This is a genomic window from Methylomonas rapida (assembly GCF_024360925.2).
In the GTDB taxonomy this organism is placed as follows: domain Bacteria; phylum Pseudomonadota; class Gammaproteobacteria; order Methylococcales; family Methylomonadaceae; genus Methylomonas; species Methylomonas rapida.
Map to the genome: position 1 here is coordinate 3868693 of NZ_CP113517.1, position 26715 is coordinate 3895407.

33 protein-coding genes, 1 tRNA gene and 1 pseudogene are annotated in these 26715 nt (G+C 48.2%); 11 read left to right on the forward strand and 24 right to left on the reverse strand.

Features of this window, described 5'->3' with window-relative positions; genetic code table 11:
- The first annotated feature begins 45 nt into the window (after positions 1 to 45).
- Positions 46 to 1374: a P-loop NTPase family protein gene (locus NM686_RS18200; RefSeq protein WP_255189253.1), complete on the forward strand. Its 1329-nt coding sequence runs from the start codon at positions 46 to 48 to the stop codon at positions 1372 to 1374.
- Between the two features lie 21 nt (positions 1375 to 1395).
- Positions 1396 to 1896 (forward strand): hypothetical protein, encoded by a 501-nt coding sequence (locus tag NM686_RS18205; RefSeq protein WP_255189254.1) that lies wholly within the window; start codon positions 1396 to 1398, stop codon positions 1894 to 1896.
- Positions 1897 to 1909: 13 nt separating this feature from the next.
- On the opposite strand, the gene NM686_RS18210 is transcribed toward NM686_RS18205, so the two are convergent.
- The 4 genes from NM686_RS18210 to NM686_RS18225 form a co-directional block, all read right to left on the reverse strand.
- Positions 1910 to 3178 carry a hypothetical protein gene (locus tag NM686_RS18210; protein WP_255189255.1) on the reverse strand — a complete coding sequence of 423 codons (1269 nt, stop codon included), beginning with the start codon at positions 3176 to 3178 and terminating at the stop codon, positions 1910 to 1912.
- Positions 3179 to 3245: 67 nt separating this feature from the next.
- Positions 3246 to 5339, reverse strand: a complete 2094-nt coding sequence (locus tag NM686_RS18215) for a fused MFS/spermidine synthase (protein WP_269021886.1) — start codon at positions 5337 to 5339, stop codon at positions 3246 to 3248.
- A gap of 468 nt (positions 5340 to 5807) precedes the next feature.
- Entirely contained in the window at positions 5808 to 6683 is an 876-nt protein-coding gene (locus NM686_RS18220; protein ID WP_255189257.1) for a ribose-phosphate diphosphokinase, read from the reverse strand.
- 2 nt (positions 6684 to 6685) lie between these two features.
- Positions 6686 to 8224: a thymidine phosphorylase family protein gene (locus NM686_RS18225; protein WP_255189258.1), complete on the reverse strand. Its 1539-nt coding sequence runs from the start codon at positions 8222 to 8224 to the stop codon at positions 6686 to 6688.
- A gap of 306 nt (positions 8225 to 8530) precedes the next feature.
- Here NM686_RS18225 and NM686_RS18230 point away from each other — a divergent pair, with 306 nt between their 5' ends.
- Positions 8531 to 9034, forward strand: a complete 504-nt coding sequence (locus NM686_RS18230) for a hypothetical protein (RefSeq protein WP_255189259.1) — start codon at positions 8531 to 8533, stop codon at positions 9032 to 9034.
- Positions 9035 to 9072: 38 nt separating this feature from the next.
- Here the strand turns inward: NM686_RS18230 and NM686_RS18235 are convergent, their stop codons facing one another.
- Positions 9073 to 10380, reverse strand: a complete 1308-nt coding sequence (locus NM686_RS18235) for a DUF3422 family protein (protein ID WP_255189260.1) — start codon at positions 10378 to 10380, stop codon at positions 9073 to 9075.
- Between the two features lie 147 nt (positions 10381 to 10527).
- Here NM686_RS18235 and NM686_RS21835 point away from each other — a divergent pair.
- The 8 genes and pseudogenes from NM686_RS21835 to NM686_RS18275 form a co-directional block, all read left to right on the forward strand.
- Positions 10528 to 10752: pseudogene (locus NM686_RS21835) on the forward strand (transposase); the annotation flags it as partial.
- Between the two features lie 778 nt (positions 10753 to 11530).
- Positions 11531 to 12748, forward strand: a complete 1218-nt coding sequence (locus tag NM686_RS18245) for a tyrosine-type recombinase/integrase (RefSeq protein ID WP_255189262.1) — start codon at positions 11531 to 11533, stop codon at positions 12746 to 12748.
- Positions 12749 to 12849: 101 nt separating this feature from the next.
- On the forward strand, positions 12850 to 13920 hold the full coding sequence (locus tag NM686_RS18250; protein WP_255189263.1) for a hypothetical protein: 1071 nt from the start codon (positions 12850 to 12852) through the stop codon (positions 13918 to 13920).
- 124 nt (positions 13921 to 14044) lie between these two features.
- Complete coding sequence (locus NM686_RS18255; protein ID WP_255189264.1) at positions 14045 to 14251, forward strand: helix-turn-helix domain-containing protein; 207 nt, start codon at positions 14045 to 14047, stop codon at positions 14249 to 14251.
- Between the two features lie 9 nt (positions 14252 to 14260).
- A complete protein-coding gene (locus NM686_RS18260) occupies positions 14261 to 14416 on the forward strand; it encodes a hypothetical protein (protein ID WP_255189265.1) in 156 nt (51 codons plus the stop codon).
- Positions 14409 to 16847, forward strand: a complete 2439-nt coding sequence (locus NM686_RS18265; RefSeq protein WP_255189266.1) for a DUF3987 domain-containing protein — start codon at positions 14409 to 14411, stop codon at positions 16845 to 16847. Before NM686_RS18260 ends, NM686_RS18265 begins: the two co-directional genes overlap by 8 nt.
- The gene (locus NM686_RS18270; protein WP_269021887.1) at positions 16844 to 17122 is read left to right on the forward strand and encodes a hypothetical protein; all 279 of its coding nucleotides are present in this window, start codon (positions 16844 to 16846) and stop codon (positions 17120 to 17122) included. The genes NM686_RS18265 and NM686_RS18270 overlap by 4 nt, the downstream gene beginning before the upstream one ends.
- A complete protein-coding gene (locus NM686_RS18275) occupies positions 17115 to 17753 on the forward strand; it encodes a hypothetical protein (RefSeq protein ID WP_255189268.1) in 639 nt (212 codons plus the stop codon). Before NM686_RS18270 ends, NM686_RS18275 begins: the two co-directional genes overlap by 8 nt.
- A gap of 194 nt (positions 17754 to 17947) precedes the next feature.
- On the opposite strand, the gene NM686_RS18280 is transcribed toward NM686_RS18275, so the two are convergent.
- From NM686_RS18280 to rpsQ, 19 genes are all read right to left on the reverse strand, one after another.
- A tRNA-Thr gene (locus tag NM686_RS18280) sits at positions 17948 to 18023 on the reverse strand.
- Between the two features lie 13 nt (positions 18024 to 18036).
- The gene (gene rplQ / locus NM686_RS18285) at positions 18037 to 18396 is read right to left on the reverse strand and encodes a 50S ribosomal protein L17 (RefSeq protein ID WP_255189269.1); all 360 of its coding nucleotides are present in this window, start codon (positions 18394 to 18396) and stop codon (positions 18037 to 18039) included.
- 17 nt (positions 18397 to 18413) lie between these two features.
- Positions 18414 to 19421, reverse strand: a complete 1008-nt coding sequence (locus NM686_RS18290) for a DNA-directed RNA polymerase subunit alpha (protein ID WP_255189270.1) — start codon at positions 19419 to 19421, stop codon at positions 18414 to 18416.
- Positions 19422 to 19437: 16 nt separating this feature from the next.
- Positions 19438 to 20058 carry a 30S ribosomal protein S4 gene (gene rpsD / locus NM686_RS18295; RefSeq protein ID WP_255189271.1) on the reverse strand — a complete coding sequence of 207 codons (621 nt, stop codon included), beginning with the start codon at positions 20056 to 20058 and terminating at the stop codon, positions 19438 to 19440.
- A gap of 19 nt (positions 20059 to 20077) precedes the next feature.
- On the reverse strand, positions 20078 to 20464 hold the full coding sequence (rpsK, locus tag NM686_RS18300) for a 30S ribosomal protein S11 (RefSeq protein ID WP_255189272.1): 387 nt from the start codon (positions 20462 to 20464) through the stop codon (positions 20078 to 20080).
- A 21-nt stretch (positions 20465 to 20485) separates the two neighbouring features.
- Complete coding sequence (rpsM, locus tag NM686_RS18305) at positions 20486 to 20842, reverse strand: 30S ribosomal protein S13 (RefSeq protein ID WP_255189273.1); 357 nt, start codon at positions 20840 to 20842, stop codon at positions 20486 to 20488.
- Positions 20843 to 20911: 69 nt separating this feature from the next.
- Complete coding sequence (gene rpmJ, locus NM686_RS18310; protein ID WP_196435524.1) at positions 20912 to 21025, reverse strand: 50S ribosomal protein L36; 114 nt, start codon at positions 21023 to 21025, stop codon at positions 20912 to 20914.
- Between the two features lie 20 nt (positions 21026 to 21045).
- On the reverse strand, positions 21046 to 22371 hold the full coding sequence (gene secY, locus NM686_RS18315; protein WP_255189274.1) for a preprotein translocase subunit SecY: 1326 nt from the start codon (positions 22369 to 22371) through the stop codon (positions 21046 to 21048).
- Positions 22372 to 22806 carry a 50S ribosomal protein L15 gene (gene rplO / locus NM686_RS18320; RefSeq protein ID WP_255189275.1) on the reverse strand — a complete coding sequence of 145 codons (435 nt, stop codon included), beginning with the start codon at positions 22804 to 22806 and terminating at the stop codon, positions 22372 to 22374. It lies immediately after the preceding gene.
- Positions 22806 to 22991, reverse strand: a complete 186-nt coding sequence (gene rpmD, locus NM686_RS18325) for a 50S ribosomal protein L30 (RefSeq protein ID WP_255189276.1) — start codon at positions 22989 to 22991, stop codon at positions 22806 to 22808. The genes rplO and rpmD overlap by 1 nt, the downstream gene beginning before the upstream one ends.
- Positions 22992 to 22996: 5 nt before the next feature.
- Entirely contained in the window at positions 22997 to 23503 is a 507-nt protein-coding gene (rpsE, locus tag NM686_RS18330) for a 30S ribosomal protein S5 (RefSeq protein WP_255189277.1), read from the reverse strand.
- Between the two features lie 11 nt (positions 23504 to 23514).
- Complete coding sequence (gene rplR / locus NM686_RS18335) at positions 23515 to 23868, reverse strand: 50S ribosomal protein L18 (protein ID WP_255189278.1); 354 nt, start codon at positions 23866 to 23868, stop codon at positions 23515 to 23517.
- A gap of 8 nt (positions 23869 to 23876) precedes the next feature.
- Positions 23877 to 24410, reverse strand: coding sequence for a 50S ribosomal protein L6 (gene rplF, locus NM686_RS18340; RefSeq protein WP_255189279.1), 534 nt, complete (start codon positions 24408 to 24410; stop codon positions 23877 to 23879).
- A 15-nt stretch (positions 24411 to 24425) separates the two neighbouring features.
- Positions 24426 to 24821 carry a 30S ribosomal protein S8 gene (gene rpsH, locus NM686_RS18345; RefSeq protein WP_255189280.1) on the reverse strand — a complete coding sequence of 132 codons (396 nt, stop codon included), beginning with the start codon at positions 24819 to 24821 and terminating at the stop codon, positions 24426 to 24428.
- A 30-nt stretch (positions 24822 to 24851) separates the two neighbouring features.
- Positions 24852 to 25157, reverse strand: a complete 306-nt coding sequence (gene rpsN / locus NM686_RS18350; protein WP_255189281.1) for a 30S ribosomal protein S14 — start codon at positions 25155 to 25157, stop codon at positions 24852 to 24854.
- A gap of 11 nt (positions 25158 to 25168) precedes the next feature.
- Positions 25169 to 25708, reverse strand: a complete 540-nt coding sequence (gene rplE, locus NM686_RS18355; RefSeq protein WP_255189282.1) for a 50S ribosomal protein L5 — start codon at positions 25706 to 25708, stop codon at positions 25169 to 25171.
- A 12-nt stretch (positions 25709 to 25720) separates the two neighbouring features.
- Positions 25721 to 26038, reverse strand: coding sequence for a 50S ribosomal protein L24 (rplX, locus tag NM686_RS18360; protein WP_255189283.1), 318 nt, complete (start codon positions 26036 to 26038; stop codon positions 25721 to 25723).
- Positions 26039 to 26053: 15 nt separating this feature from the next.
- Positions 26054 to 26422 (reverse strand): 50S ribosomal protein L14, encoded by a 369-nt coding sequence (gene rplN, locus NM686_RS18365; protein ID WP_013820378.1) that lies wholly within the window; start codon positions 26420 to 26422, stop codon positions 26054 to 26056.
- 28 nt (positions 26423 to 26450) lie between these two features.
- Entirely contained in the window at positions 26451 to 26714 is a 264-nt protein-coding gene (gene rpsQ, locus NM686_RS18370; RefSeq protein WP_255189284.1) for a 30S ribosomal protein S17, read from the reverse strand.
- Position 26715 lies beyond the last annotated feature (1 nt).

The window sequence follows — 26715 nt, forward strand, 5'->3', positions numbered from 1 at the left end:
GCAGGGTTTAATCTCATGGCAGATAAAATGGTAAGCAAACATCTGATGAATCTTGAAAAACAATTTGCTTCGACGGACCCTGTGTTACAGAAAGCCGTAAAAGTCTTTCAAGAATTGGATGACCTGGAATTTGAACTGGGCTTGCTGGATAACGATGAGACCACCGCCCGCCGGTGTTCTTGGTGGCCGTTGATCAGCACCCTGGGCGGTTATTCGCCCGCGAAGTCCGAATTCATCGATCGTTTTCTCGACGCGCATTTACACACCACCCGCCACAAGTTCACGGTGTTGCAGTACACCCCGCAGACCAACAGTGCCACGCTACCCGGCACCGCGCTGGATGCCGATCATCGCCTGCCCTTTTATAAGATCAGCCGCGAAATCGAACAAGCCCGTCCCGGTGAAGGCAGTAAGATCAACAGCTATCTGGAACTCGTCACCGTCCATAGCAATAAACTGAAAAACAAACTGATCATAGACACCCCGGTACTGAATCCGGCCGCGGAAAACGTCGCCAACACCAAGCTCAGACAACACGTGATTGCCATTTCCGATCTGGTATTGGTGTTTACCGATTTGTTCGATACCGATCCGGAATTCAACAAAGATACGATTGCCGGTATCGTCAAACATCAGGATACCAACAAGTTTCTCTACGTGATCGATCACTTCGAACTGAACCTGGATGAAAACAAAATCCACGAAATCATTGCATCGTGGCAAAGACGATTGAACGACTTTGGTATTTTCACCGGCCAATTCGTGGTTCTGTCGCAAAACGGCAATACATCATTGATCGAACAACGCATCAACAATCTGAACAGCGACCGTTCCTATCGCGTGTTGGACGCGTTGGAAACAAGCATCCGCTCGGTCGACGACGTGGTCATGGATGAAGTCGAAAGCGCGCTGGTAAGCTGGAAAGAACGCAGCAACGCCACGACCTTGATCATTCTCAGCTTCGTAATCATGCTGATTTTGTTTGCCGAAATCGCCGTGGGCATCCTTGATCTGTTTTTCGACCCCATCATCGGTCCGGCCATTATCGTCGGCTTGATCGCGATCATGACCCCGCTGCATCTTCTGGTCAGTAAGGTGCATGCCAAATTCATCATCAAGCAGCTGCATAAGCGCCAGAAACAGCTGAACCTGAGCGAAGATTTGTCGGGATTATTTGAAAAAAGCCTGACCTTCTGGCGCATGTTGCTGCCGATCACCAAACCTGTTGGGGACAACAAGAAAAACCGCAAAAAGTTGAATGGCTTAATGGAACAAACCAAGGATCTGGTGCAGGCCTTGAACGATCAGTTCAGCCGCAGCCAGCACCAGGACTATCAAGCCCACTACGACCTGCAAACAGAAGAGGAATACTGATTCCAGTAAACGGGGCGCGTCATGGACCTTATCAAACAGTATCTGCCGCTGTGCTGGTTTGATGTCTCGCCATTGCAGTTACCCAAGTCCGCAACCTTTTTTAAAAACAACCTGATTTTTAACTTTCTGATTTTATGTTTCATCCATTTCAATATGACGGATGACATCGAATCGATTTCGGAAGTATTGATCGAAATCTTATTAAACCTGGGGTTTATCGCTTTTACGCTTTGGCTCAATGGTTCGACGCAATTCTACGCACAAGTCGCCTCGGCCATATTGTTTTCTGAAAATGTAGTAGCTATCGTGATAATCCCCATCGTGTTTTGGGCCACCGTCGCCGAGAACTGGTGGGGTTATGGCTCGCTGTTGCTCGCTTTGGCATGGAATTGGGCGATGATCGCCGAAATCTACAAAAAAGCCCTCGACATCAATTTGATGGCCGGCATCGTGATGGCCTCGTTTTATTTCATATTCAGCTTTGGCGGCGGCTTTGCGATCAACAGCTTCTTGACCGGTTAACCCAACCTCGCCACTAAAACTTCTCCGCATTCCACTGTACGCTATCCATCGTGCTCTGGCAGAGCCCCGGCTCCTGTCCTTCCACCCAGCCCTTCCCTTCGGCAAAGTCTTCCGGCAAATCGGCTAAAGTCGGACCAAATTTCCGGGTTTTACAACCTTTCGCCTGTGGATTGTCGCAACAGCATTTCATCGCTGCCACGTGCTTTTTGTATAGGGCCAAATCGACATCGACGGGAGGCATCCAGCTATTGCGCGAACTGGTTGTCATCCAAGCACTCAACGCCGTATTGGGATGATTGGTCGCCGAATCAATCAGATAACCGCAAGTCCCCGAACTCGTCATGTTATGGCAGCTGGTACAAAGCTGTTTGGCGCCGTCTATCGGCTCGGTCGTCACCTGTACGATGTCATGAGTATAAAAATAATCCTTGAACGGTTCACCCACGGGTAAAAACGGTAACTTGGCCATTTCCCGTATATCAGGCAAGCCATGTTTAGAATTGATATAAGGGCTGTATTTGACACCGTGCGCATTGTGGCAACCGACACAGCCGGCCGACGCGGTAAACGCCGGCGATTTGAACGCCTGATTGGCATCGCGATACCAAAGCTCTTCGGGAAACCCCTTGGGTGGCTTGGCTTGCTCCGGATTATATCGACTCAAGTATGCGTCTTTTGGCGGCAATGGCTTGTCCAGAGGCGGCAAGAATCCGACTACCGCATCGCCATATTGAGTGACATAACAGCTTTTTCCGGTAGTCTTATTCCGTAAAATAATGCCTATGTCGTTGAAGGTGTTGTACAGGTAATACAATTCTTTTTTTTCGGCAAGCGGTGCTTTCTCAAACTGTTTTTTTCTTTGCTCCTGATTCATGCCCAGATTGGCTTCGGTTTGGCGAAACCAATTTTTTTCCGCTTGGCTGCCTTTTTGCCGGCAGTTCAAAATCATGATGTTTTGCTCGTCCAGATTCAGGACTTGGAGATGTGAATAAGTCCAGCAGCCTTGATCTCCGCCTAACCAATGCGGGTTATCGCATTTTTTAGCCTTGGAAAGCAGTCCCCAGTTGTCTTCTTTGATTTCCTGCTTATTGACATAAATCGGCACCTGCTTACCATCCAAACAGGACAATACCGGCAAGTCACGCGTGATCCCCAGCTCGGCCTTACATTCCTTGACGTATTGATAAACGTCATAATCAGACACCGTTTCATCGGTATTCGGCCGAATGAATAATACCAATGACAATAAACCAAGCAGACCCAGTGCTATCGCAGTTTTCATAGTGTCACCTCCTGGGATTGAAGGAATCAGGTTGTTTTCTGCCGCAAAAAATAGGCGATAGCCCGATTTATTTCAATAAGCGAAACATATTGGAAAAATCGTCGGTCCAAATGATACTTTCCACGGGTGCCGCACTCATTTCCTTGAATTTCTGCAAAACCGGTTGCTGCATGAAGCTCTGGTTCTTGCTGAGCAGCGCCCAATCGGCACGATACCAGCCCAATTCCTCGGAAGGTTCTGATTGCACCAGCAAATACGCATAGCCGGCGCGCTTGGCCATACCGCTCACCAAGGGTCTTAAATCCAAATAATGATTGGTAATATGAATGGCCAATACGCCATCGGGGCGTAAGTGGCGCAAATACAACTGCAGCGCCTGCTCGGTCAGCAAGTGCATCGGAATTGCATCGCCGCTGAAAGCATCCAAAACCAATATATCGAATGCTTGTGGTGCTTCACGCTCCATTGCCAAGCGCGCATCGGACACGACGATGTCGTAGCGGGCGGCCGTATTCTTGATGTAGCTGAAGTAAGTCTGCGCCAATTCGACCACTGCGGGGTCGATGTCATAGATACGAAAATAATCATTCGCTTTACCGTATGTCAGCAAAGTACCGGTGCCGAGTCCAACCACGCCAATCCGGCGCCCATCCGCGCGCGCAAAATGTGTCAGCGCCAAACCTACCCCCGATTCATTGCCGTAATAGGCCGTCGGCAACTGTTGCTTTTCGGGCGCCAAAAACTGAAAACCATGATCGATGGCGCCATGCCGCAATAAACGCTTAGCCAAGGTCGGGTTTTCAACGGCACGATCTTCCACGCGCAGGACACCGTAAAAATTGCGATTGACCCGGGTTTTTTCTGCCGCCGTCTGAAAGGCATGATTGGCCAGATTACCGCCCAACCAGATCAAGCCCGCGCCGGCCAGCAACCAGACCAGCGGCCGTCGCCTCTTGCGCTCCAATAACTGACTTTCCACGCCAATCGCAAACAGTGTCAGCAGACAGCAGGCAAACAAGGCGATATGGAATTCAAAATACAACGGAAACACCTGCGGCGCGAGCAGCGCGACAAAGATGCCACCCAATGCACCGCCTGTGGAAATCACCAGATAATAAGCCGTCAATTGACTCGGCTGGGGCCGCAAGCGATAAAGTTCGCCGTGACAAGTCATGCAGCAAAAAAACAAGCCAGCACCATAAATACCGACTTGCGCTTCCAAGGTAAATCTTCCGCCGCCGTAAAGTACTCCGATCAAGGCAATGGCTGCGACGAATAGTGCCGGGATAAAAATACGCCGCTGATACCAATCATGGCGGGCGAAACAAAAAATAAACGAAATCACATACAAACTCAGCGGCACGATCCATAGAAACGGAACGCTCGCCACATCCTGGCAAAGCTGATTGGTGACCGCCAACAACAAAGCCGAGGTGGCCGCGGGCAATACCAACCATAAAAGCCATAACATTGTGGGCGACAATCGATCGGCGATCCGCGTTTCATCGTCTAGCGCCATCGGCGTGGCCACGATGGCTTCGGCCTTGGCCAGGCGCCGAAAATCCAACGCGATACCCGCGCTTAACAGCACATAAATCACAAAGCCCGCCGACCAACCCAGGGTTTGCTGCCCCAGTTTAAAATAAGGCTCGAATACAAAGGGGTAGCTCAATAGCGCCAGCAAGGAGCCAAAATTGGACAAGGCATACAACGTGTAAGGGGAGCGATAAGGGTTGATGCGAACAATCCAGGCTTGCAGCAAGGGGCTGGTGGTGGAGAGAATGAAAAAGGGTAAACCGATACTGCTCAGCAACAGCAGCAGAATATTCAAGGTAGGCTGTTCGCTGCTATCGGGCTTGAACGATTGCTCGGGAGTCACCGGCAACGTGAACAACGCAAGCAACAAAAAAGCCGCATGTAGCACCCCCTGACGCCGAACCGGAAAATGTTCCAAATTGAGGTGGGCATAGGCATAACCGGCCAGCAGCAAAACCTGAAAGAACAGCATGCAGGTAATCCATACCGCAGGACTCCCCCCGAACCAGGGCAATATGAATTTGCCGATCAAAGGCTCGAGTTGAAACAATAAATAAGCGCCCCAGAAGCTGGTAAACGCATACACTCCCCATCGAACACCAGCATTCAAAGAACCTTGCATCATTATCCCCCAGCAACAAAACCACAATACACTCGGATTGATTCAGCCCAACTTCCTTGACACTTATCAAACCACCCGTGTTGGAATTATTTAGCCATACTTTTCAGTATTTCGCCAAATGTGACACAGGCACGTCTCCCGAATACGAGGCAAGAAAGCGTTTGATCACAGGAATGGCTTTCCTATCATCGATTCCGACATGGCATTCAACCTAGAAAAATCATTTGGTCCACGAAAATCACGAAAAGTCTCAAACAGTTATCACGCCTAAGAGCTAAGAGCAGCATCGAACAGGTGAATCGATAAGCTTCATAGCACAATGATTTCTTTCGTGTATTTTGTGATTTTCATGGGCTTACTGCCGTTAGGTTCAATCAACACTGGAAAGAAATGAACCAATTCTGCATTTGAAGCAGCAGAATCCTGACAAACCCAGTCAGAGCCTCGACCCGATCGCTGGAACCCAAAAAGCTATGGAAGTGCTTTGAGCGCGGAACTTAGCAGCTCATCCAGCCTGATGCAGGAGGTGTGATGCTCAATGCTGTCTGTGCTCCAGATGGCCCTGGCGCCGGCGGCTCGAATCAGCATTTCGGCATCGCCGCAGAACAAGGGATGAATGACCACGGCATATACCGCCCCTGCACCTGCTGCTTGCAGCAAGGCTACCGTCCTGGCCATGGTTCGACCTGTGCTGGCCATGTCATCGACGATGACGACGTCCTGCCGAGTAAAGTCCAAGTCAGGCAAGGTGATTTCGACCTCACGGTCGCCACGCCGTATCTTATCGGCAACGGCATAATCGAAGCCAATGACGTCCGCGATGCCGGCCACCCATTGTTCGGATTCGCTATCCGGCCCCAATAACAACGCCTTATCGAAGCGATTGCGGAGAAATTCGCTGAGCGTGGGGCTTGCGGAAATACTGATCGCGTTATCCAAAGGAATCGCCTGCCGCAGACGGGAAATGCGATGCAAATGCGGATCTACGGTGACGACGTCATCGAACAGTTCGGCCAGCAGTTCGCCGATGATGCGCTGGCTAACCGCCTCGCCCGGTCGGTTGGCAACGTCCTGACGCATGTAACACAAGTACGGCGCGACCAGTGTCAGGCGCTTGGCGCCCAGCTCTCTGGCGGTGCGCGCAAATAACAACAATTCGATCAATTTATCATTGGGCTGGTTCAGACTGCGGCAAACGATAACGTGCTCGGGCAAGTCAACCGGCAGCCGAATGAGACTTTCGCCATCGGGAAAGTGATGCACCTCGACGCGCTCGCATGGAATATTGAACTTTTCGGCCAACCTTTGGCTAGGTGCGCAATAATCGGGAAAAGCGAGCAGCAACATGTTCAATAAAAAGGCACCAGGGGTTTCAAGATATGTTCTTCATTACCGATCGTATAGCCGCTGTCGCCGACCGCAAGTTTTTGTGCGAACTTGAAGTCGGCCGGAAATTCGGCATGAATACGGTAAATCGGCTCGCCTTCATGAACTTTATCGCCGAGTTTTTTCAATAAATCCACGCCTGCCTTTTTATCCATTGGCGCGCCGGCGATACGGGCGATTTTGGCCATCTGGAAATTATCGATATGTGTCACTACGCCGTCTTGTTCAGACAATACCTCATGACATAGAGTACCGGGCGTCAAATCGATCGGCTTCGCGCCTTGTGCCTGGATTAAATCGTTCATTTTCGCCATGGCCCTTCCAGAGTCGAGGATGTCTCGCGCAATCGCATACCCCTGTCCGCCTCTGACATCTGGATCGAATTCGATGATCCGTCCGGCTAATTGCAAAGATTTTTGGCGCAAATCGAATGGCGCGTCGGGATTGTTTTCCAACACTTTCATGATATCGCGCGCCTCCAGCACGGGTCCTATGCCGAGGCCAATAGGCTGGCGACCATCGGTGATCATGACTTCCAGATGAAGATTCAGCCGATCGCCGACGAATTCGAACAATTTGCGTAACGCCAAGGCTTGCCGCATGTATCTGACTTTTGCGGTCGGTCCAACCGGGATATCGATCAACAAGTGCGAGGAACCGGCAGCCAATTTCTTCGACAGGATCGAGGCCACCATCTGCCCTTGTGAGTCAATACCGAGAGGTCTTTCGACCGAAATCAGCAAATCGTCGACCGGCGCCAGTTTGGCGGTACCGCCCCAGGCCAGGCAGCCGCGATATTGGCGCACGATGTCATGCAGATGCTCCGGCTGCAGGTTGACTTCCGCCAACACTTCCATGGTATCGGCTGTTCCCGCCGGCGAAGTGATCGCACGGCTCGAGGTCTTGGGAATCAACATACCGTGGGCAGCCACGATGGGCACGACCAGCATCGAAGTCCGGTTACCCGGTATGCCACCGATGCAATGTTTGTCTGCGACCAACGCTTCATGCCAGTTCATGCGCTCGCCCGATTCCAGCATTGCGCGAGTCAAATACAGCAGTTCGTCGCGGTCGAGGTTGTTTTGTCCAGTCGCCACCAAAAAAGCCGCCATTTCCATCTTTGAATAACGGGTATCGACGATGTCTTTGGTAATACTGTCGAAATCCTCCTGGCTTAAACGTTCGCCATTGATCTTGCGTCTTACCGCGTCCATCGATTCGGGTGCCTCGGCATGCTCGACGGTCACCAGGGCTTTCTCGGCGATGTTCAACTGATTGAACGCCTGCTCGGAAAGTCCAAGCTCGCCGGGCAGCACAATGGAACTGTCGTCAACCACATTGAGCACGGCCAATACCTTGGCGCCGTTGGCACAAACCTTGATTTTCGACAATGCCTGAAAACCTTCGGCCCTGTAAATCGCGCATTCCCTATTCAAATACGCTACATTTTCGTGGTAGGTGTCGATGCCAATGCGCCGAATTTGCAACGTGTCGTTACTCATGAGTCGGTAAGCGAAGGGAAATTGGTTGTCTCATAGAGTGCGGCTAGAGTAATTAGGGTAATCAGCGCCTCGACTCCTCTTGGAATAAACAGACATGTCGGCGCTGGCGTCATGAGCATAGCATTGTTGAATCGCGTTTTAAAACTTCGAACCCCAATGAGTTCAAGTTTACGTTTGGCTTGTCGCACCTGAATAGCCTCCCCCATTAAAAAATTACGTGGTTGAAATTATTCTCGCAACTTTGGTAATTCCTTGTATGCTTGAGCTCTGTAGAAATTGCTTTTGTCTATCGGCGAGGAGATGAACATGAAAAAAATGGCTTTGTTTATACTGGCTCTTTCATTTTGCTTTAGTGCTTCACAGGCAAAAGAATCGGTTGCCGGAAAGAGTGAGGCAAGTGCTCGACAACAGTTACCTTATGCAGTCGACCAATCCGTGGAATCCTTTTCTCAAACGGTGCATGGCGGCATTATGCATATCACCGCGAAATCGGCCGGCGACACCCAGCAAATCAAGCGCATCCAGCAATATCTGCGTAAAACCGCCGAGGAATTCAAAAAAGGAGATTTCTCATCGACCGAGCGATTTCATGGCCCTGATATGCCGGGGCTGGCTCAGATGAAAGCCGCGAAGCCCGATGACATTAGATATGAATACAAAGCCTTGTCTAACGGCGGCCAAATCCATTTCTCCACCGAATATCCCCAGTTGCTTAATGCGATACATGCCTGGATCGACGCCCAAATCGCGGAACACGGAAACACGGTGCTGCCGGGGCATGAAGGACATCACGCTTCGCCCGCCGAATAAAATACACAATGGTTATCCTGTTTTAAAACCCCTGCCTGCTAGGAGTCGGTGGTATTGGCGATTATTTTGTGAATTCGCTTGGTGCTGATGGCAATAATGATCAGAATGAACGGAATCGATACACCCTCGGCGAATTCAGGATTGACATGCCAACCTAGCGCGTGCAGGGCTTCGGCGATTTTACCGATAAGACTTGCGGCATAATACGTAATCGCAACCATAGAGATGCTCTCGACCATTTGTTGCATGCGTAATTGCATTTTCGCGCGCAAGGCCATGGATGCGAGCAAGCCCTGGTTCTGACGCTCGATAATGATATCGACCTTGGTTCGCAATAATTGGCTGGCATTGCTGACCCGTTCCGAAACCAGATTAAAGCGGTGAGATATTGAATTGCAGGTGTTCATGGCAGGCTCCAGTCGCCTTTTGATGAACTCGCCCAGGGTTTGAATGCCCTGAATGCGTACTTCCCGTAAATCGACCAAACGCTGTCCAACCAACTGGTAATACGCACTAGCCGCCGCAAAACGGAATTGATGGGATGAAATATGATTTTCTACTTCTGCCGCCAGCGCCGTTAATTCATCCAGCAATTTGGCGTCATCATTATCAGCCTGAGTCATGGAATTCGTGATGGCATACAGTTGGCGATCGGCTTTTTTCAATTCCGGATACAGCTTGCGCGCAATCGGAAACGCCAATAGCGCCATGACCCGATAAACCTCAATATCGAACAGCCTATGCAATAGCCTTCCCGCTTGCGCCGTTCTTAAATCGTGGTTTACCACCAAAAAACGACTAAAGCCATCGACATGAATGCGAAAATCCGTAAAAACAGAAGCGGCACCGCCACTTACTTTGGCACCAACAATCGCATTACCGGCAAAATAGGCTGATATCGGCGATAAATCCATTTCATCGTGGTAATGAATGCTCTCTGGCGAAACAATGCTCGCATGCGCGGCCACCATCACTTTTCCGCCAATCTGAGACAACCAATCGACTGGGACTTTTTTTAACGCGGGCTCCGCAAACGGTTCTTGCGTCGTATCATAGGCGTAAAAGATATAGGCACTAAATTCACCATGCTGCTCCCAACTCATCTGAAATGAATCAAAGCTTGCACTGAAGTGATCGACATCTGGATCTGGAGGCACACTACCGAACCGCTGACATAACGCCACTAGATGTTTACGTTCCTGGTTTTTTTCATCGCTGGATAGCGACACGGCAAGATAACTGGCTCTTACCGGTAAACTAGGAATCGAAGGAGCCCTAGCGTGTACCTCGTTATGTAAGGTAAATCGTTGCGGGTGATTTTGCGGTATTTGAAATAGGGTGGCCACAGCAGTCTGTCCTGATTGTAATTCGGTTCGATAGATCACGTAACGAAGTTTATTTTACTCGGAATTATGATCCACCTGGTTTCTGAAATGGTCTAATAAATCCGGACACTTCTAAAGGCAGAATTTATACTGCTAGCAGAGGTGACCATGAGTAACGAGAAAAAACACAATCGGCCAAAATACAGCCTGGAATTTAAACAAGATGCCGCCAGACTGGTTCTTGAAAAAGGCTACAGCCAGCAGCAAGCAGCCGATCATTTGGGCATATCGCAAAGTGCCCTGGGACGCTGGGTACGAGCGGAACGCAAGCCTTCGGCCAACGAATCGGCGGTAAAAAAGTCTTACCTGAATCTGGGGGATCATGACGAATTGATCCGATTGCGCAAGGAAAACGAACAACTGCGGATGGAGCGCGAGATACTAAAAAAGGCCGCCGTCTTCTTTGCGAAAGAAGCCGAATAAAGTACGGGTTGTTGACATAAATGAGACGAAATCGGGGCATCTTACATTTGCAATTATTGTGAGCCCGCGAATATGTATTGCGAGCCGGACCTGATAAATGCAAGCTCATTTGCAGATAATCTGAGCCGGAGTACAATTTTATTTGCATTTAATTCGAGCCCAAAATAGCGATAAATGCGAGCCCGACCGTTTTCAAACGCGAGCCCTTACATGTATGAGTGCGAACTCATGGATATTCTGACAAAGTAGAATTAGTCGTATTTGCGAAGGTTGGTCGGGATGGGTAAACATGAGTATGATTCAGTGCTTAGCAAAAACCTTGATTTTTCGTTTGTAACGCCTATAGCGCTAGATTTTTCTTGGAAGGAGTTGGAACAAATTTGAAAAATCCTGCTTATTATCCGCTTATTAATTTTTTTTAGGCATAAAAAAAGGACTTAGAAAATACTCTCTAAGTCCTTGATTTTAATAATGGAGCTGGTGATGGGACTCGAACCCGCGACCGGCTGATTACAAATTTGAAGGCCTTGCATTTCCGGCTGATTAACCAACCTTAACGAACCTTTACAAACCGCAGAATAAAGCCTATTATGACCTTAACGGGGTTACACGAAATTTCCCTAAATTTGCTCTACCGTGTAACCCCGGCGTAACCCCGGCAAATTTTGTAACCCCGGAAGGTGTAAATATGGCAGATAACAAGATCAACTTTACCAAGGCCGCATTGGATGCCCTACCCTTACCGGAAACCGGCAACCGTACGACCTACCACGACACAAAAACCAACGGCCTACAATTGCGCGTTACCAGCAACGGCGCAAAAACCTTTTCTTTGTTTCGACGGGTAAAAAACGGGAATCCCGAACGTGTAACCCTAGGGCGCTATCCTGATATGACAGTTGAACAGGCCCGAACCGAAGCAACCCGGCTCAATGGCTTACTTGTTCAAGGGATCAACCCAAACAACGACGCCAGAGCATTAAAAACCGAAACCACCTTGCAAGAGCTGTTCGACGACTTTTTACAGCACCGGCGCAACAAACGCGGCGCGTTCCTATCGGAGAAAACAAAGCGGAGTTATCGTTACGACTTCGGCCTGTATCTTGGCAAGTGGAGCAAGCGCAAGCTGTCGCAGTTCAAAGATACCGACTTCGGCAAACTGCATACTGAAATCGGCAAGGAACACCCCACCACGGCAAACCGTGTCATTGCGATGGCGTCTAGCCTGTTCAGTTATGCCAATGAGAAAAAGCTATTCAAAGGCGCAAACCCGGCACACGGAATCAAAAAATACCCGGAAACCAAGCGCGAACGCTTTTTGCAGGCAGATGAATTACCGGCTTTCTTTTCTGCCCTGGCCGAAGAGGAAAACGAAATCTTGCGCGATTACTTTCTAATATCGCTGCTCACAGGCGCAAGGCGATCAAACGTACAAGAAATGCAGTGGTCACAGATCAACTTTGACCGGGCAGAATGGCGCATACCGACCACCAAAAACGGCGAACCGCAAACCGTCACCCTGACCGCCGAAGCCTTGGAGATTCTACGCAACCGAAAAGCTGATAATGCTGGCCCGTGGGTTTTTCCTGGCAATGGTGCGACCGGCCATATCGTTGAGCCAAAGAAAGCCTGGAAACGGGTACTAGAACGCGCGGGCATTGACGATTTACGCATCCACGACTTACGGCGCACCCTTGGCAGTTGGCAAGCCAAAACCGGCGCATCATTGGCGATTGTTGGTAAATCGCTCAATCACAAATCACCGTCAACAACTGCAATCTATGCGCGTCTTGACCTTGATCCGGTTAGAGAATCCGTTGATAGAGCCACCGGCGCAATGTTGGCGGCGGCAGGTCTAAGACCAGCGGGCGAAGTGGTAGAGCTAAAGGCAAAAAAAGCAAAATAAACCGAATTTAACCCGCTAGGCTTAGCGGCTGAAAGCTGGAATCGTCAACCAGTTGCGGGTTAATCCTTTCACTGACGACAACACTTTGACGAGGTGTTTTGATGGATTTTCCCAGCTTTGTCCCGGAAGGGGCGCGAAGTCATGCGATACATTTTTTAGGCCACTATGAGCCAGCATTGGCCGAATGTGAGGCAAGGCTTGTTGAAATTCAAAATCGTATAAATGAATGGTCACAATCAAGGCTAGATAATGACACGATTCAATTTCAAATAACTAAATTACGCCAGAGTAAAGCCGAACAAACAAAATACCGTGATGACTTTGCGCGTGACATTGCGAGCATTAAGCGGCTGGTACACGATGCCCGAATGAAGGAAGCCTATCAGATTTTAACCAACGCTTTTTTTGATGATGAGGATTCGGAGCGGCAAAGGAAATTCGACGGCTTTATTTATGCCGCGTGGTCGGCACGGTTGGATTTTTCGCCTTATCGAGAAGGCTTAAAGCAAGCGGCGGAATTACGGGATGAAATAGCCAAAACCGCCGACAAATTGGCGGGCTTGTTAGATCGAATTGGCGAAACTGGCGTTTTATGCCCTGGTGAGTTTTTCTATATCCCCAGTTTGTTACGCAATACCGACAATCACGAAATGGACGACCATAACCTTTATATGTGGCGAGCAATGCGCGGTTATGTGTTGGGCGATCTGCCACAACGCGAAACATTGGAAAGCGAACAAACCGAAATTGATCCAGCGGGAAAACCTGAAATTGTTTTTCAGATCGTCGCAATGGACGAAAAGCCGGACATTGATCCAGCCGAAGAAGCGCGTAATACATTACGTTACGCATGGGAGAAATCCCCGCCATTATCGGAGCTACTCAAGACGGTGAGCAAAGTCGCCAAAGAGTTTAAACCCAGTGAAAGCGGCGTGATTGGCGCGGCTATTGATTCCAGAAAGCAAAGCCTTAAAGCTGAATATCTAAGGGCTTTTGGCAATTTACTAACCGAGCAACACGGCTTCATGCTGACCACCGATATTATGAAAGCAATGGCAATTGCCGCTAATGTTGTAATCAACGCACCCGATATTGATACGACTTATGACGACGTGAGAAAGGCGCTTGCTAAATTAGGCGGCGATTCTCTGGAAGATTCGAGGGCAAAATAGGCCGCGAATGTTCCAGTACATTGGAAGATTCGATGCCAAATAACCTTTTGAGTATCTTCGATATTAAGAGGGCGAATAAATAATCTACTGCCATGTTTAACAAAACCCAAAGAGGTTACACGACATGGCAACAAATCCAAGCAAAACCGACGATAAACTATTAGACAACACCGAGGCGGCGGCCTATATCGGTGTAACACCCCGCACCCTTGAGGTGTGGCGATGCACCAAGCGCCACACAATCCCGTTTATCAAGGTTGGCCGACTGGTTAAATACCGGAAATCGGCGCTAGATGCCTTTCTTGACTCTCGCACCATTGGCGCGGCGTAAGGGGGCAATATGACGGGCAACAAAAAAGCCGCGCCAGTCGGCAAACTGGCAACGGCTTCAAAATCATTTCAGGCAAGCCATTCTAACCCGATCCATTACCGCTTGAAAGCCACCATTTACAGGTTGGCCCCTTGGCTGTTTTTCGTGGGGGTGCTGCATGGTTAATGCTGTCGAATCCTTCAAAACGGCCATTCAAGCCCACGGCCTGCAACCGCCGGACACGATCCAACCCGGTAAGCTGCACCGCTTCCCCGGTTATGACAAAGGGCGCGGTAATGATGCGGCATGGTGCAAGTTGTTCGACGACTTGCGCGGCGGTGTGTTTGGTGACTTCTCCACTGGCTTAGATGAACATTGGCAAGCGGAAACCGAGCGCACCTATACCGCCGAAGAGCGGGCGGCCTTCAAGCAACGCATCGATGCCGAGCGCCAGCAACGCCAAGCCGAAGAATTGCGCCAGCATGAAGCGGTGGCAAAACATGCGGCTGAATTATTGGCGGGGGCTTTGTCCGATCCAACCCAACACCCTTACGCGATCAAGAAAGCCGTTGATTTTGGCCCCAGGGTGAAGCGTGGCGCATGGACGCAACGCGGTTGGATGGATGTATTGCTGATTCCGATCTATGGCGATGATGGCAAAATCTGGACGCTTGAAGCGATCAATTCAGACGGCGAAAAAGATTACCTGAAAGGCGGACGCAAGCGCGGCGGCTTTCATCCCTTGGGCAAAATCAGCGGCGCTAACCGGGTGTTAATCGGCGAAGGATTGGCAACCGTGGCGGCGGTTCATGCCGTGGATGGAGCGCCAGCAGTGGCAGCAATGGACGCGGGAAATTTATCCCACGTTGCAATGGCAATCCGCAAACTGGCCCCGGATGCCGAAATAGTTTTGCTGGCAGATAACGACATCAAGCCGGACGGCAGCAATCCCGGATTGAAGGCCGCCACTGAAGCGGCGCAAGCGGTGGGCGGGCGCGTGGCGGTTCCTGAATTGGACGGCCAAAAATGCGACTTTTGGGATCTATGGAGCGAACGCGGCACGGGTGCCGTGCGGAATGCACTGATTAAAATCCGGGACGTTGCGACAGTGACAGTTGCGACAATTGCGACAGATAGCACTGAAAGCCATTGGCCCAAGCCGCACCCCCTAACCGCCAAAATCAACCCCGAAGCCTACCCACTGGACGCCTTGCCGGACACGATCCGGGAAGCCGTGGAAGAAGTGGCGGCCTTTATCAAAGCGCCGTTGCCATTGGTGGCGGGTTCAGCATTGGGGGCGCTGTCGCTGGCGCTGCAATCCCATTGCGACATTAAGCGGGCTGAGAGGCTAACCGGGCCGACTGGCTTGTTCATGTTGAGCATTGCCGACAGTGGCGAACGCAAAACCACTTGCGACGGCTTTTTTACTTCGGCGATCCGCCAATATGAAGCAGAACAGTTAGAACTTGCCGCGCCTTTGCTGAAGGATTACGCGGCGGAATTGGCGGCCTGGAATGCCGAGCGAGAAGGCTTATTATCGGCGATCAAGGACGCGGGCAAAAAGGGCAGCAATACCCGCGATAAAAAGGACGATTTGATTGAGCTGGAACGATCAAAACCCGAACCGCCGAGAATCCCCCGGCTGATATTGGGCGATGAAACCCCGGAAAACTTGGCCTATACCCTGGCTAAAAACTGGCCTAGCGCGGGCGTGGTATCGAGTGAGGCGGGCGTAGTGTTTGGGGCGCATGGCATGGGCAAGGATTCTGTTATGCGGAACATGGCTTTGTTAAACGTGCTATGGGATGGCGGCGCATTATCCATAGGCCGCCGGTCGTCGGAATCCTTCACCGTGAAGGACGCACGGCTTACCGTGGCCTTGCAGATTCAAGAGGCAACCTTGCGGGCGTTCTTTGATAAGTCGGGCGGGCTGGCGCGTGGTACTGGCTTTCTGGCGCGGTTCCTGGTGGCCTGGCCCGAATCAACCCAAGGCAGCAGGCCGTTTACCGATCCGCCGGAAACATGGCCCAAGCTGGCGCGGTTTCATCAACGCATTACCGAAATATTAAACAACCCGGCACCGTTGAACGAGCAAGGCGGCCTTGATCCGGTAATGTTGACATTCACCCCCGCGGCAAAGGCGGCCTGGATAGCCTTTCATGATGCCATAGAAATCGAATTGAAAGCGAGCGGTGAACTGTACGACGTTAGAGACGTTGCCAGCAAGACCGCCGATAACGCGGCACGATTGGCGGCGCTGTTTCATGGCTTCACCAAGGAAATCGGCGGCGCGGTTGATGTTGATAGTTTTGAAAGCGCCAGCAGAATAGCCGCATGGCATTTATCGGAAGCCCGGCGGTTTTTCGGTGAGCTTGCCTTGCCGGTTGAGCTGGCGAACGCGGCGCGGCTGGATGCTTGGTTGATTGATTATTGCAGACGAGAACGGACGCATATTATCCCTAGGCGTGAAGCGCAACGATCCGGGCCGGTTCGAGATAAGGACGCATTGAAAAACGCCCTGCAGGAATTGGACGAATTAGGCCGGGCGCGTTTGGTGATGGAAGGCCGCCGGAAAGATATTTTAATCAATCCGGCATTGCTGGCAGGGGGTGAATGATGGCGCTGTCGGCATTGATCCACAAAAGCAAAACTGTACCTGTTGCGACGTTGACAGTTGCGACAATTGCGACACAAGACACCGAAACCCGGCCAACTGTCGCAAAAGTCGCAAGTGTCACAGTCGCAAACCCCACAGAGTCAAAAAATCATGAGTTGCTGGTAACTGTCTGGACACCGGCAGGTAATCCGATGCAGGTACAGGCGAGGGACGCGGAACACGCGGCCTTTTTGTTGAAAATGAATCCGAAACCAGCGCGGGGCAATAATGACTAAGAAAGGCAAACCAACACCACCCACAAAAGACAATGGCGTTTTGAGCGTGGTACAGCGCAAGGACGAAAGCGCAGATGCTGCAATGGCCCGCTGTATGCTTGAACCTGAGACACAAGCGGGGCTGACTATTCGGCAATGGCAAAACCCGACATTACCGGAAAGTTTAGGGATTAACGAAACGATAGCCGAGCTTAAAGCGCAAAGCAAAGCACTTAAAGCAAATAGCATGGACAGGGCCGAAGCGATGCTGTTAAGCCAAGCCCAAACCCTTGAGAGCCTATTTCATTTACTCGCAACAAGGGCGCAACGGCAAGAGTATCTAACGCAGTTTGAAGCAAACCTAAAGCTGGCGCTTAAGGCGCAAAATCAATGTCGAATGACGCTGGAAACCCTGAGCAATATCAAAAATCCGCCGGTTGTCTACGCGAAACAGGCGAACATTGCCAACGGGCCGCAGCAGATCAATAACGGCCTACCATCTACGCACACGGCGGAAAATCAAAATCAGCAAAACCAACTATTAACGGTGAACCATGGCGAGACATTGGACGGCGGAACAACGGGCGAAACAATCGGCGGCGATCAGGCAATGGAAGCCCTGGAAAAGCAGCACAGGGCCGCGAACCGATGAAGGCAAGGCAAAGGCCGCGCGTAATGCCTACAAAGGCGGACACCGGCAACTATTGAGACAGATAGCCGCAATATTGAAGGATCAAAAGCGGGATTTAGGACTGATTAAGTAGGTTTGATTTATTACAGTGTAACCCCGGCGTAACCCCAGAAAATAAAAAAGGCCTTCGATTTCTCGTAAGGCCTTGATTTATATGGAGCTGGCGATGGGACTCGAACCCGCGACCGGCTGATTACAAATCAGCTGCTCTACCAACTGAGCTACACCAGCAATATATTTTTTATTAAGCTCTATCTACTAGCTCGACATAGGCCATTGGCGCATCATCGCCTGGTCTGAAGCCACATTTGATGATTCTCAGATAGCCACCTTGTCTTTCTTTGTAACGAGGACCAAGATCGTTGAACAATTTAGTAACAACTTCACGATCGCCCAATTTAGCAAACGCTTGACGTCTTTTCGCTACAGAATCTTCTTTTGATAACGTAATCAATGGTTCTACCATCATACGCAATTCTTTCGCTTTTGGCAATGTGGTTTTAATCAATTCGTGCTTGAACAAAGAGCACGCCATATTGCTAAACAAGGCTTTTCTATGGCTGCTATTTAAGTTTAATTGTCTTCCAGATTTGCGATGTCTCATTTCAATGTGCCTATTTATTAAATACCGATCTGGGATTGATCTACCAGATTTTCTGGCGGCCAATTTTCAAGCCTCATACCCAGGGATAAACCTTTAATTGCTAGAATGTCCTTAATTTCGGTGAGAGATTTTTTACCTAGATTTGGCGTACGTAGCAACTCCACTTCAGTTCGCTGTATAAGATCACCAATGTAAAAAATGTTCTCCGCTTTAAGGCAATTAGCCGATCTAACGGTCAACTCGAGATCATCAACCGGTCTTAGCAATATCGGATCAAAGGTCTCCTCTTCGACCACGCTTTCTTCCGGCATTTGCTCCTTGACTTTTTCGAAATCAACGAACACTGACAACTGGTCATGCAGTATCGAGGCGGCAAGCTTAATTACCGCTTCAGGATCGACGGTGCCATTGGTTTCAAGCTCGATCACCAGTTTATCAAGATTGGTCCGTTGCTCGACTCGAGTAGTCTCTACGTGGTAAGCGACCTTGACGATTGGACTGAATGCCGCATCGACCATCAGAACACCCACTGGCGCATCATCCATCTGTTCTTTACGAACAGCGGCAGGAATATAGCCTCTTCCTCGCTCTATCTTGATTTTTATATCCAGCTGCTTATCTTGCGTCAGGTTTGCGATGACAAGATCTGGATTTACGATCTCTACATTGCTGGATACATCGATATCGCCCGCAGTGACAGGACCGACGCCCGACTTGGACAACGTTAGCATTACTTCGTCTTTGCCATGCAGAACGACCGCCAGCTTTTTCAGGTTCAACAAGATGTCAATAACATCTTCCTGAACACCTTCAATAGTGGTGAACTCATGCAAGACACCCGCAATAGATACTTCCGTAACTGCACAACCAGGAATGGAAGACAACATAACGCGGCGAAGCGCATTACCAAGAGAGTGCCCATAACCGCGCTCAAGCGGTTCGATAACGATTCTTGAGTGGTTTGCTGTATGGCTAACTACTTCGACTAACTTTGGCTTTAACAAACCAGCAATAGAACTCTGCATACTTTAATCCAAATGATTACTTAGAATAGAGCTCGACAACCAACTGCTCATTGATCTCGGAACCCAGATCAACCCGATCAGGCAGGGACTTGAAAATTCCGCTCATTTCTTTTGAACTCACTTCAACCCATTGTGGAAAACCATATTGTTCAGCCACTACCAGAGCTTCTTTAACCCGTTGCTGATTCTTTGCTTTTTCACGCAAGCTAACCTTATCGCCAGCACTGACCTGATAAGATGGGATATTGATCAGTTGATCGTTTACCAGAACAGCTTTGTGCGAAACTAATTGTCGAGCTTCAGCCCTTGTAGAGGCAAATCCCATTCTGTATACGACGTTATCCAGACGAGATTCCAAAAAATTAAGCAAATTTTGACCGGTTGCCCCTTTCTGCAAATCGGCAGCCTTGTAATAGTTCCGGAACTGTTTTTCTAAAACACCATAAATGCGACGAAGTCTTTGCTTTGCTCTCAACTGCAACGCATAGTCTGAGTTTCTGGTACGCTTAGCGCCATGCTGACCAGGTCTTTGATCAAGCTTGCATTTGCTTTCCAGGGATTTGCCTCTGCTTTTCAGAAACAAATCAGTTCCTTCTCGACGGCTTAATTTACAAACGGGTCCAATATATCTAGCCATTACTTATTACTCCAAAACCTTATACGCGGCGCTTTTTAGGGGGACGACAGCCATTATGTGGAATCGGCGTAACATCCACGATATTAGAAATCTTAAAGCCAAGCGCATTCAATGAACGCACGGCAGACTCCCTGCCTGGACCAGGACCTTTGATCATTACGTCCAGATTTTTCATACCGTACTCTTGTGCAACCAGGCCTGCTTTTTCTGCAGCAACCTGAGCGGCAAATGGTGTGCTTTTTCTTGAACCTCTAAAGCCTGAACCACCAGAAGTAGCCCAAGATAGAGCATTACCTTTTCTATCGGTGATTGTTACTATGGTATTATTAAAAGAAGCATGCACATGAGCGATGCCGTCGGCCACTTCTTTTTTAATGCGCTTTTTTACACGGTTTTGGGTTGCCATTAACTTGCCTATATAAAAACTTTATTTTGTAACTGGTTTTCTAGGGCCTTTGCGGGTCCTTGCATTTGTACGGGTGCGCTGACCTCTCAGCGGCAGACCTCTTCTATGCCTAATTCCTCGATAGCATCCAAGATCCATCAAACGTTTGATATTCATGGAAACCTCACGACGCAAATCGCCTTCAACCGTCATCGTTGAAATCACCTTGCGAATCGACTCCACTTGATCTTCAGTCAAATCTTTGATCTTTACGGTAGTTTGTATGCCAACCTTAGCGCAGATAAGCCTTGCTGTCTGCCTTCCAATTCCGTATATAGCAGTCAATGCAATTTCTGCATGCTTATGATCAGCTACGTTAATACCGGCTATACGAGCCATCCAGATACTCCTAAAGTTTGATTCTTAAGTTAATCGAGAATTATAACATTTTTATTTAAAAACACAAAATTAACCCTGACGCTGTTTATGACGACCATCCTTGCAGATGACGCGAACAACACCGCTTCTTTTAATAACTTTGCAGTTTTTACAAATTGGTTTTATTGATGCACGTACTTTCACGGCAAACTCCTTACAATAATTTAATTTCTTTTAAGATTTGCTTTTTTCATCAAGCTTTCGTATTGCTGTGACATCAAATGCGTCTGCATTTGGGAAATAAAATCCATTACCACAACAACGATGATCAATAGCGAAGTACCACCAAATGAAAACGGAACATTCCAATAAACGATCAAGAATTCAGGCAGCAAGCAAATCAAGGTGATGTATATTGCTCCAACAAGCGTCAAGCGGGTCATAACCTTGTCGATATATGCAGTGGTTTGCACACCTGGCCTGATACCCGGCAGATACGCACCGGACTTTTTCAGATTTTCCGCCGTTTCCTTTGAGTTGAATACCAGAGCCGTATAGAAGAAACAGAAAAATATAATAGCCAATGCATAAAACATGACATACACAGGCTGACCAGGTGATAGGACCGTAGAAACATCCTGCAGCCAAGCAAAACCATCAACATGACCAAACCAGCCGGCAATTGTAGCAGGAAAAAGTATGATACTCGAGGCAAAAATTGGCGGAATCACTCCAGCCATATTCAGTTTCAATGGCAGGAATGAAGACTGGCCTGCGTAAACTTTGTTACCTTGCTGACGCTTCGGATAATTAATGGTAATCCTACGTTGTGCGCGCTCAACAAAAACCACGATACCTGTCACCACAATAGAGATTGCAAACAACAACACAATGAAAGCAGGATTCATTTCACCGGTTCTAGCCAACTCCAAAGTACCACCAATTGCAGATGGCAATCCGGAAACGATACCCGCAAAAATGATCAAAGAAATACCGTTACCAATACCGCGCTCGGTTACTTGCTCACCCAGCCACATCAAGAACATGGTACCCGTGACCAAGGTAAGAGTAGTCACGACAACGAAGGCAACTCCAGGGTTGATAACAACCGCCATACCGCCGGCAGTCTGATTTTGCAAGGCAACGGAAATACCAATGGACTGGAACATGGCCAGCACGACTGTTGCGTATCGGGTGTACTGCGTGATTTTACGCCGCCCAGACTCGCCCTCTTTCTTCATTTGCTCCATCGCAGGAATGACTATGGTCATTAACTGCATGATGATCGACGCAGAGATATAGGGCATAATGCCAAGCGCAAAAATACTAAGCCTCATCAGAGCACCACCCGAGAACATGTTGAACATGTCCAGAATAGAACCCGATTGTTGTGCGAACATTGCTGATAACGCACTGGGATCAATACCGGGCACCGGTATATGAGCCCCAACGCGATAAACTACAAATGCACCAAAGACAAATAGTAGCCTAGCCTTCAACTCTCCAAACTGGAATTTTCCAGCTGAAACATCATACCCTTTCGTACTCACTTAAGCCTCGACTTTACCACCTGCCGCTTCGATGATTTCTCGTGCGCCAGCAGTTACGGATATACCTTTCAGAGAAACAGCCCTAGAAATCGAACCTGATTTTATTAATTTAATCTTCTTGGTAAAAACAGGAACGACATTGTTATCAATCAAGACTTGCAGATCTATAACATCAGCCGTAATCGAATTCAGCTCTCCCAGCCTAACTTCCGCACTGTATTTCTTCATGCGAGAGGTAAAGCCGACCTTTGGTAAACGTCTTTGCAAAGGCATCTGACCGCCTTCGAAACCTACTTTATGAAAACCACCAGCACGAGCTTTTTGTCCTTTATGCCCCCTGCCGCAGGTTTTTCCATCTGTGGAGCCGATACCGCGTCCGACTCTCTTGGCTTTTTTGCGTGCACCGTATGATGCCTGAATAGTATTAAGGTACATCAAACTTCCTCGACTTTTAGCATGTATGCAATTTTGTTAATCATTCCGCGGTTTTCGGGAGTATCGATAACCTCAACTGATTGCCGAATTTTATGCAGCCCCAAACCTTTTAAACATTCTTGATGACTTTTCAAGCGACCATGCTTGCTTTTAGTCATAGTCACACTTAATTTTTTGGCTACCATGGCAATTATCCTGTAATTTGTTCGACACTCAAACCGCGTTTCGCCGCGATTTGTTTTGGGTCATGCATCGCAGTTAAGCCATCGATTGTTGCCCTGACCACGTTAATCGGGTTGCTGGTACCGATGCATTTTGCCAACACGTTATGCACGCCTACTACTTCGAAAACAGCACGCATCGCACCACCTGCGATGATACCCGTACCCTCCGATGCAGGTTGCATGTAAACTTTTGCCGCGCCGGTTGTAGACATGACTGAATACTGCAAAGTACCGCCGTTTAACGCTACCTTTTTCATGTTCTTCCGCGCTTGCTCCAGCGACTTTTGGATAGCAACCGGAACTTCACGTGCTTTTGACACACCATAACCTACACGGCCTTCACCGTCACCGACTACCGTAAGAGCTGCGAAGCCGAATACCCTACCACCTTTAACAACCTTTGCCACACGTCTAACGTTGACAAGTTTTTCTTGCAAACCGTCTGTGCTACCTTGAGCTGGTGCTGTTGCCATTCTGATTCCCCTTAAAACTTCAATCCAGCTTCACGTGCAGCATCAGCCAATGCCTTTACGCGACCATGATATTTAAAACCTGAACGATCGAAGGCGACTTCGGTAACGCCTGCGGCAATCGCTCTTTCGGCAACTTTTTTGCCCACTTCGATAGCGGCTTTAATGTTGCTCGTGTTATTGACCGAGCCTTTGATATCGGCTTGTACAGTAGATGCAGATGCTAAAGTGGATTTACCATCGACACTTAGGACTTGGGCATAAATATGTTGCGAGGTTCTATGAATCGTTAGTCTGTTGACTTCCAATTTTTTAATTTTACAACGCAGCTTCAAGGCTCTTTTTAACCTGGCGGACTTCTTATCCATCTGTTTACCTATTTTTTCTTGGCTTCTTTACGGGCGACGTATTCGTCGGCTAGTCTTACACCTTTGCCTTTATATGGCTCGGGCGGGCGGAAAGCACGAATTTCGGACGCTACTTGCCCGACTTGTTGCTTATCACTGCCCTTGACATGAAGCTCGGTTTGAGAAGGAGCTTCAACCGTTACACCCGCAGGCACAATGTATTCGACTGGGTTTGAATAACCCAAAGACAATGTCAACAAATTGTCTTTGACCTGAGCTCTGTAACCAACACCAACCAGCTGCATTTTTTTGACAAAGCCTTCAGAGACACCTTTGACAATATTGTTTATAGAGGCTCTGGCCGTACCCGCAAACGCCTTTGCGTTTTTTACATCTTGATCCCAGCTAACTTTAATTTCGTTTTGCCCGATATCTAATTTGACTGCTTCGTGCAAACCAAAAGCCTGTTCTCCCAGCTTGCCTTTTACGATAACTTGATTACCGTTCAGCTTTACGTCAACACCCGCCGGAACTGTTATAGGAGCATTTGCTACTCTTGACATGATATCTCCTAAACTTTAGCAAACTGTACAAATGACTTCGCCGCCATGACCGATTGCACGTGCGGCACGATCGGTCATAACACCGTTGGATGTAGATACGATTGCTATACCTAATCCTCCCAAAACTTTTGGCAATTCATCCTTGGATTTGTAAATTCTCAAGCCAGGACGACTAACTCTTTTTACACTCTCGATCACAGGTACGCCATTGAAATATTTCAAATCAATGGTCATTTCCGTATGATTGCCATTTTGCTCGGTTTTATAATCCGTGATATAGCCTTCATCTTTTAACACTTTTGCGATTGCCAACTTCAACTTTGAGGAAGGCATCTTTACACTTTTTTTACCTGCAGACTGACCATTTCTGATTCTGGTCAGCATGTCTGCAATTGGATCTGTCATACTCATTAATAATCTCCAAAGACCTTAGGAACAGAGTTACCAGCTAGCTTTTGTAACGCCAGGGACGTCACCGCGCATGGTAGCTTCTCTCAGCTTGTTACGGCTGAGGCCAAATTTTCTATAATAGCCATGCGGGCGTCCGGTCAAATTGCAGCGATTACGCAATCTCGATTTGCTGGAGTCTCTAGGCAATTTTTGTAATTGGAGTTGAGCACTTTCTTTTTCTTCAAAAGAACTATTAGGTGATCTAATAATTTCTTTCAATGATTCTCTTTTTGCTTGATACTTTTTAATTAAAGACGCGCGCTTTACTTCACGTGCGATCATTGATTTTTTTGCCATGACTGCCGCCCTTAGTTTTTGAATGGAAAATTAAATTGCTTCAACAATGCCAAACCTTCTTCATCGGTTTTTGCAGTTGTTGTAATGCAAATATCCATACCACGAAGAGCGTCGATTTTATCGTAATCGATTTCAGGAAAAATAATCTGCTCTTTAATACCTAAGGTATAGTTTCCGCGACCGTCAAAACTTTTGGAATTCATGCCGCGAAAGTCACGGATACGAGGAATTGCGATAGTAATCAATCTATCAAAGAACTCATACATTTTCGCGCCACGCAAGGTCACTTTGCAACCGATTGGCATATCATCCCGAATTTTAAAACCCGCGATAGATTTTCTAGCCAATGTGACAACTGCTTTTTGACCTGCGATTTTTTCCATGTCTGCTACGGCTGATTGTAGAATTTTTTTATCAGCAATCGCCTCACCAACGCCCATATTCAGAGTGATTTTAGTGAGCTTTGGGACCTGCATAATGGATTCATATCCGAATTGAGCCTGCATAGCGGGCACAATTTCATTTTTGTATTTGGTTTCTAGTCTAGCCATTGCTTTATTACCTTATAGACCAACAACTTCTTTGGTTGATTTAAAAAATCTGACTTTTTTTCCGTCTTCCAGAATTCTAAATCCTACGCGATCCGCTTTTTTAGTCTTAGGATTATATAAAGCCACGTTAGACACATCGATAGGCATGTTTTTGTCGACGATGCCACCAGAAACACCCAGATTCGGATTCCCTCTTTGGTGTTTTTTGACAATGTTGACACCTTCAACCAACACCTTATTATCTTCTAAAACTTTCGAAACCTTCCCTAGCTTGCCTTTATCCTTACCTACAATCACGACGACTTCGTCGCCTTGTTTAATTTTTTGCATTTTAATACCCAATAATTAAAGAACTTCAGGAGCGAGCGAGATAATTTTCATGAACTTATCCCCTCTCAATTCTCTTGTTACTGGTCCAAATATACGGGTACCAATCGGCTGAAGTTGGTTGTTTAAAATGACGGCAGCATTGCCATCAAAGCGGATTACCGAACCGTCTGCTCTACGAACACCTTTTCTCGTTCTTACTACCAGCGCATTATAGACATCGCCTTTTTTGACGCGCGTACGCGGCATAGCGTCCTTAACGCTGACCTTGATAATATCGCCAATACCAGCATAGCGCCTGTGTGAGCCGCCCAATACTTTGATACACATGACCTTTTTTGCACCACTATTATCGGCGACGTCAAGGCTAGTTTGCATCTGAATCATTTTAAATTCCCAACTAAATTCTAATTAATTACTTGTTAGAAGCTTCTAACACTTCTACCAATCTAAAGGTCTTGTTTTTCGACAATGGTCTGCATGAGGCAATCGAAACGACATCACCTTCTTGGCATTGATTGTTTTCATCATGAACCAGGAATTTTGTCGAACGTTTTACATACTTGCCATAAACAGGATGCTTAACAAGACGCTCGACTAAAACCGAAACGGTTTTATCCATCTTATTGCTAACCACGCGACCAGTTACTGTACGGATTTTTGCCGAATTCTCGTTCATC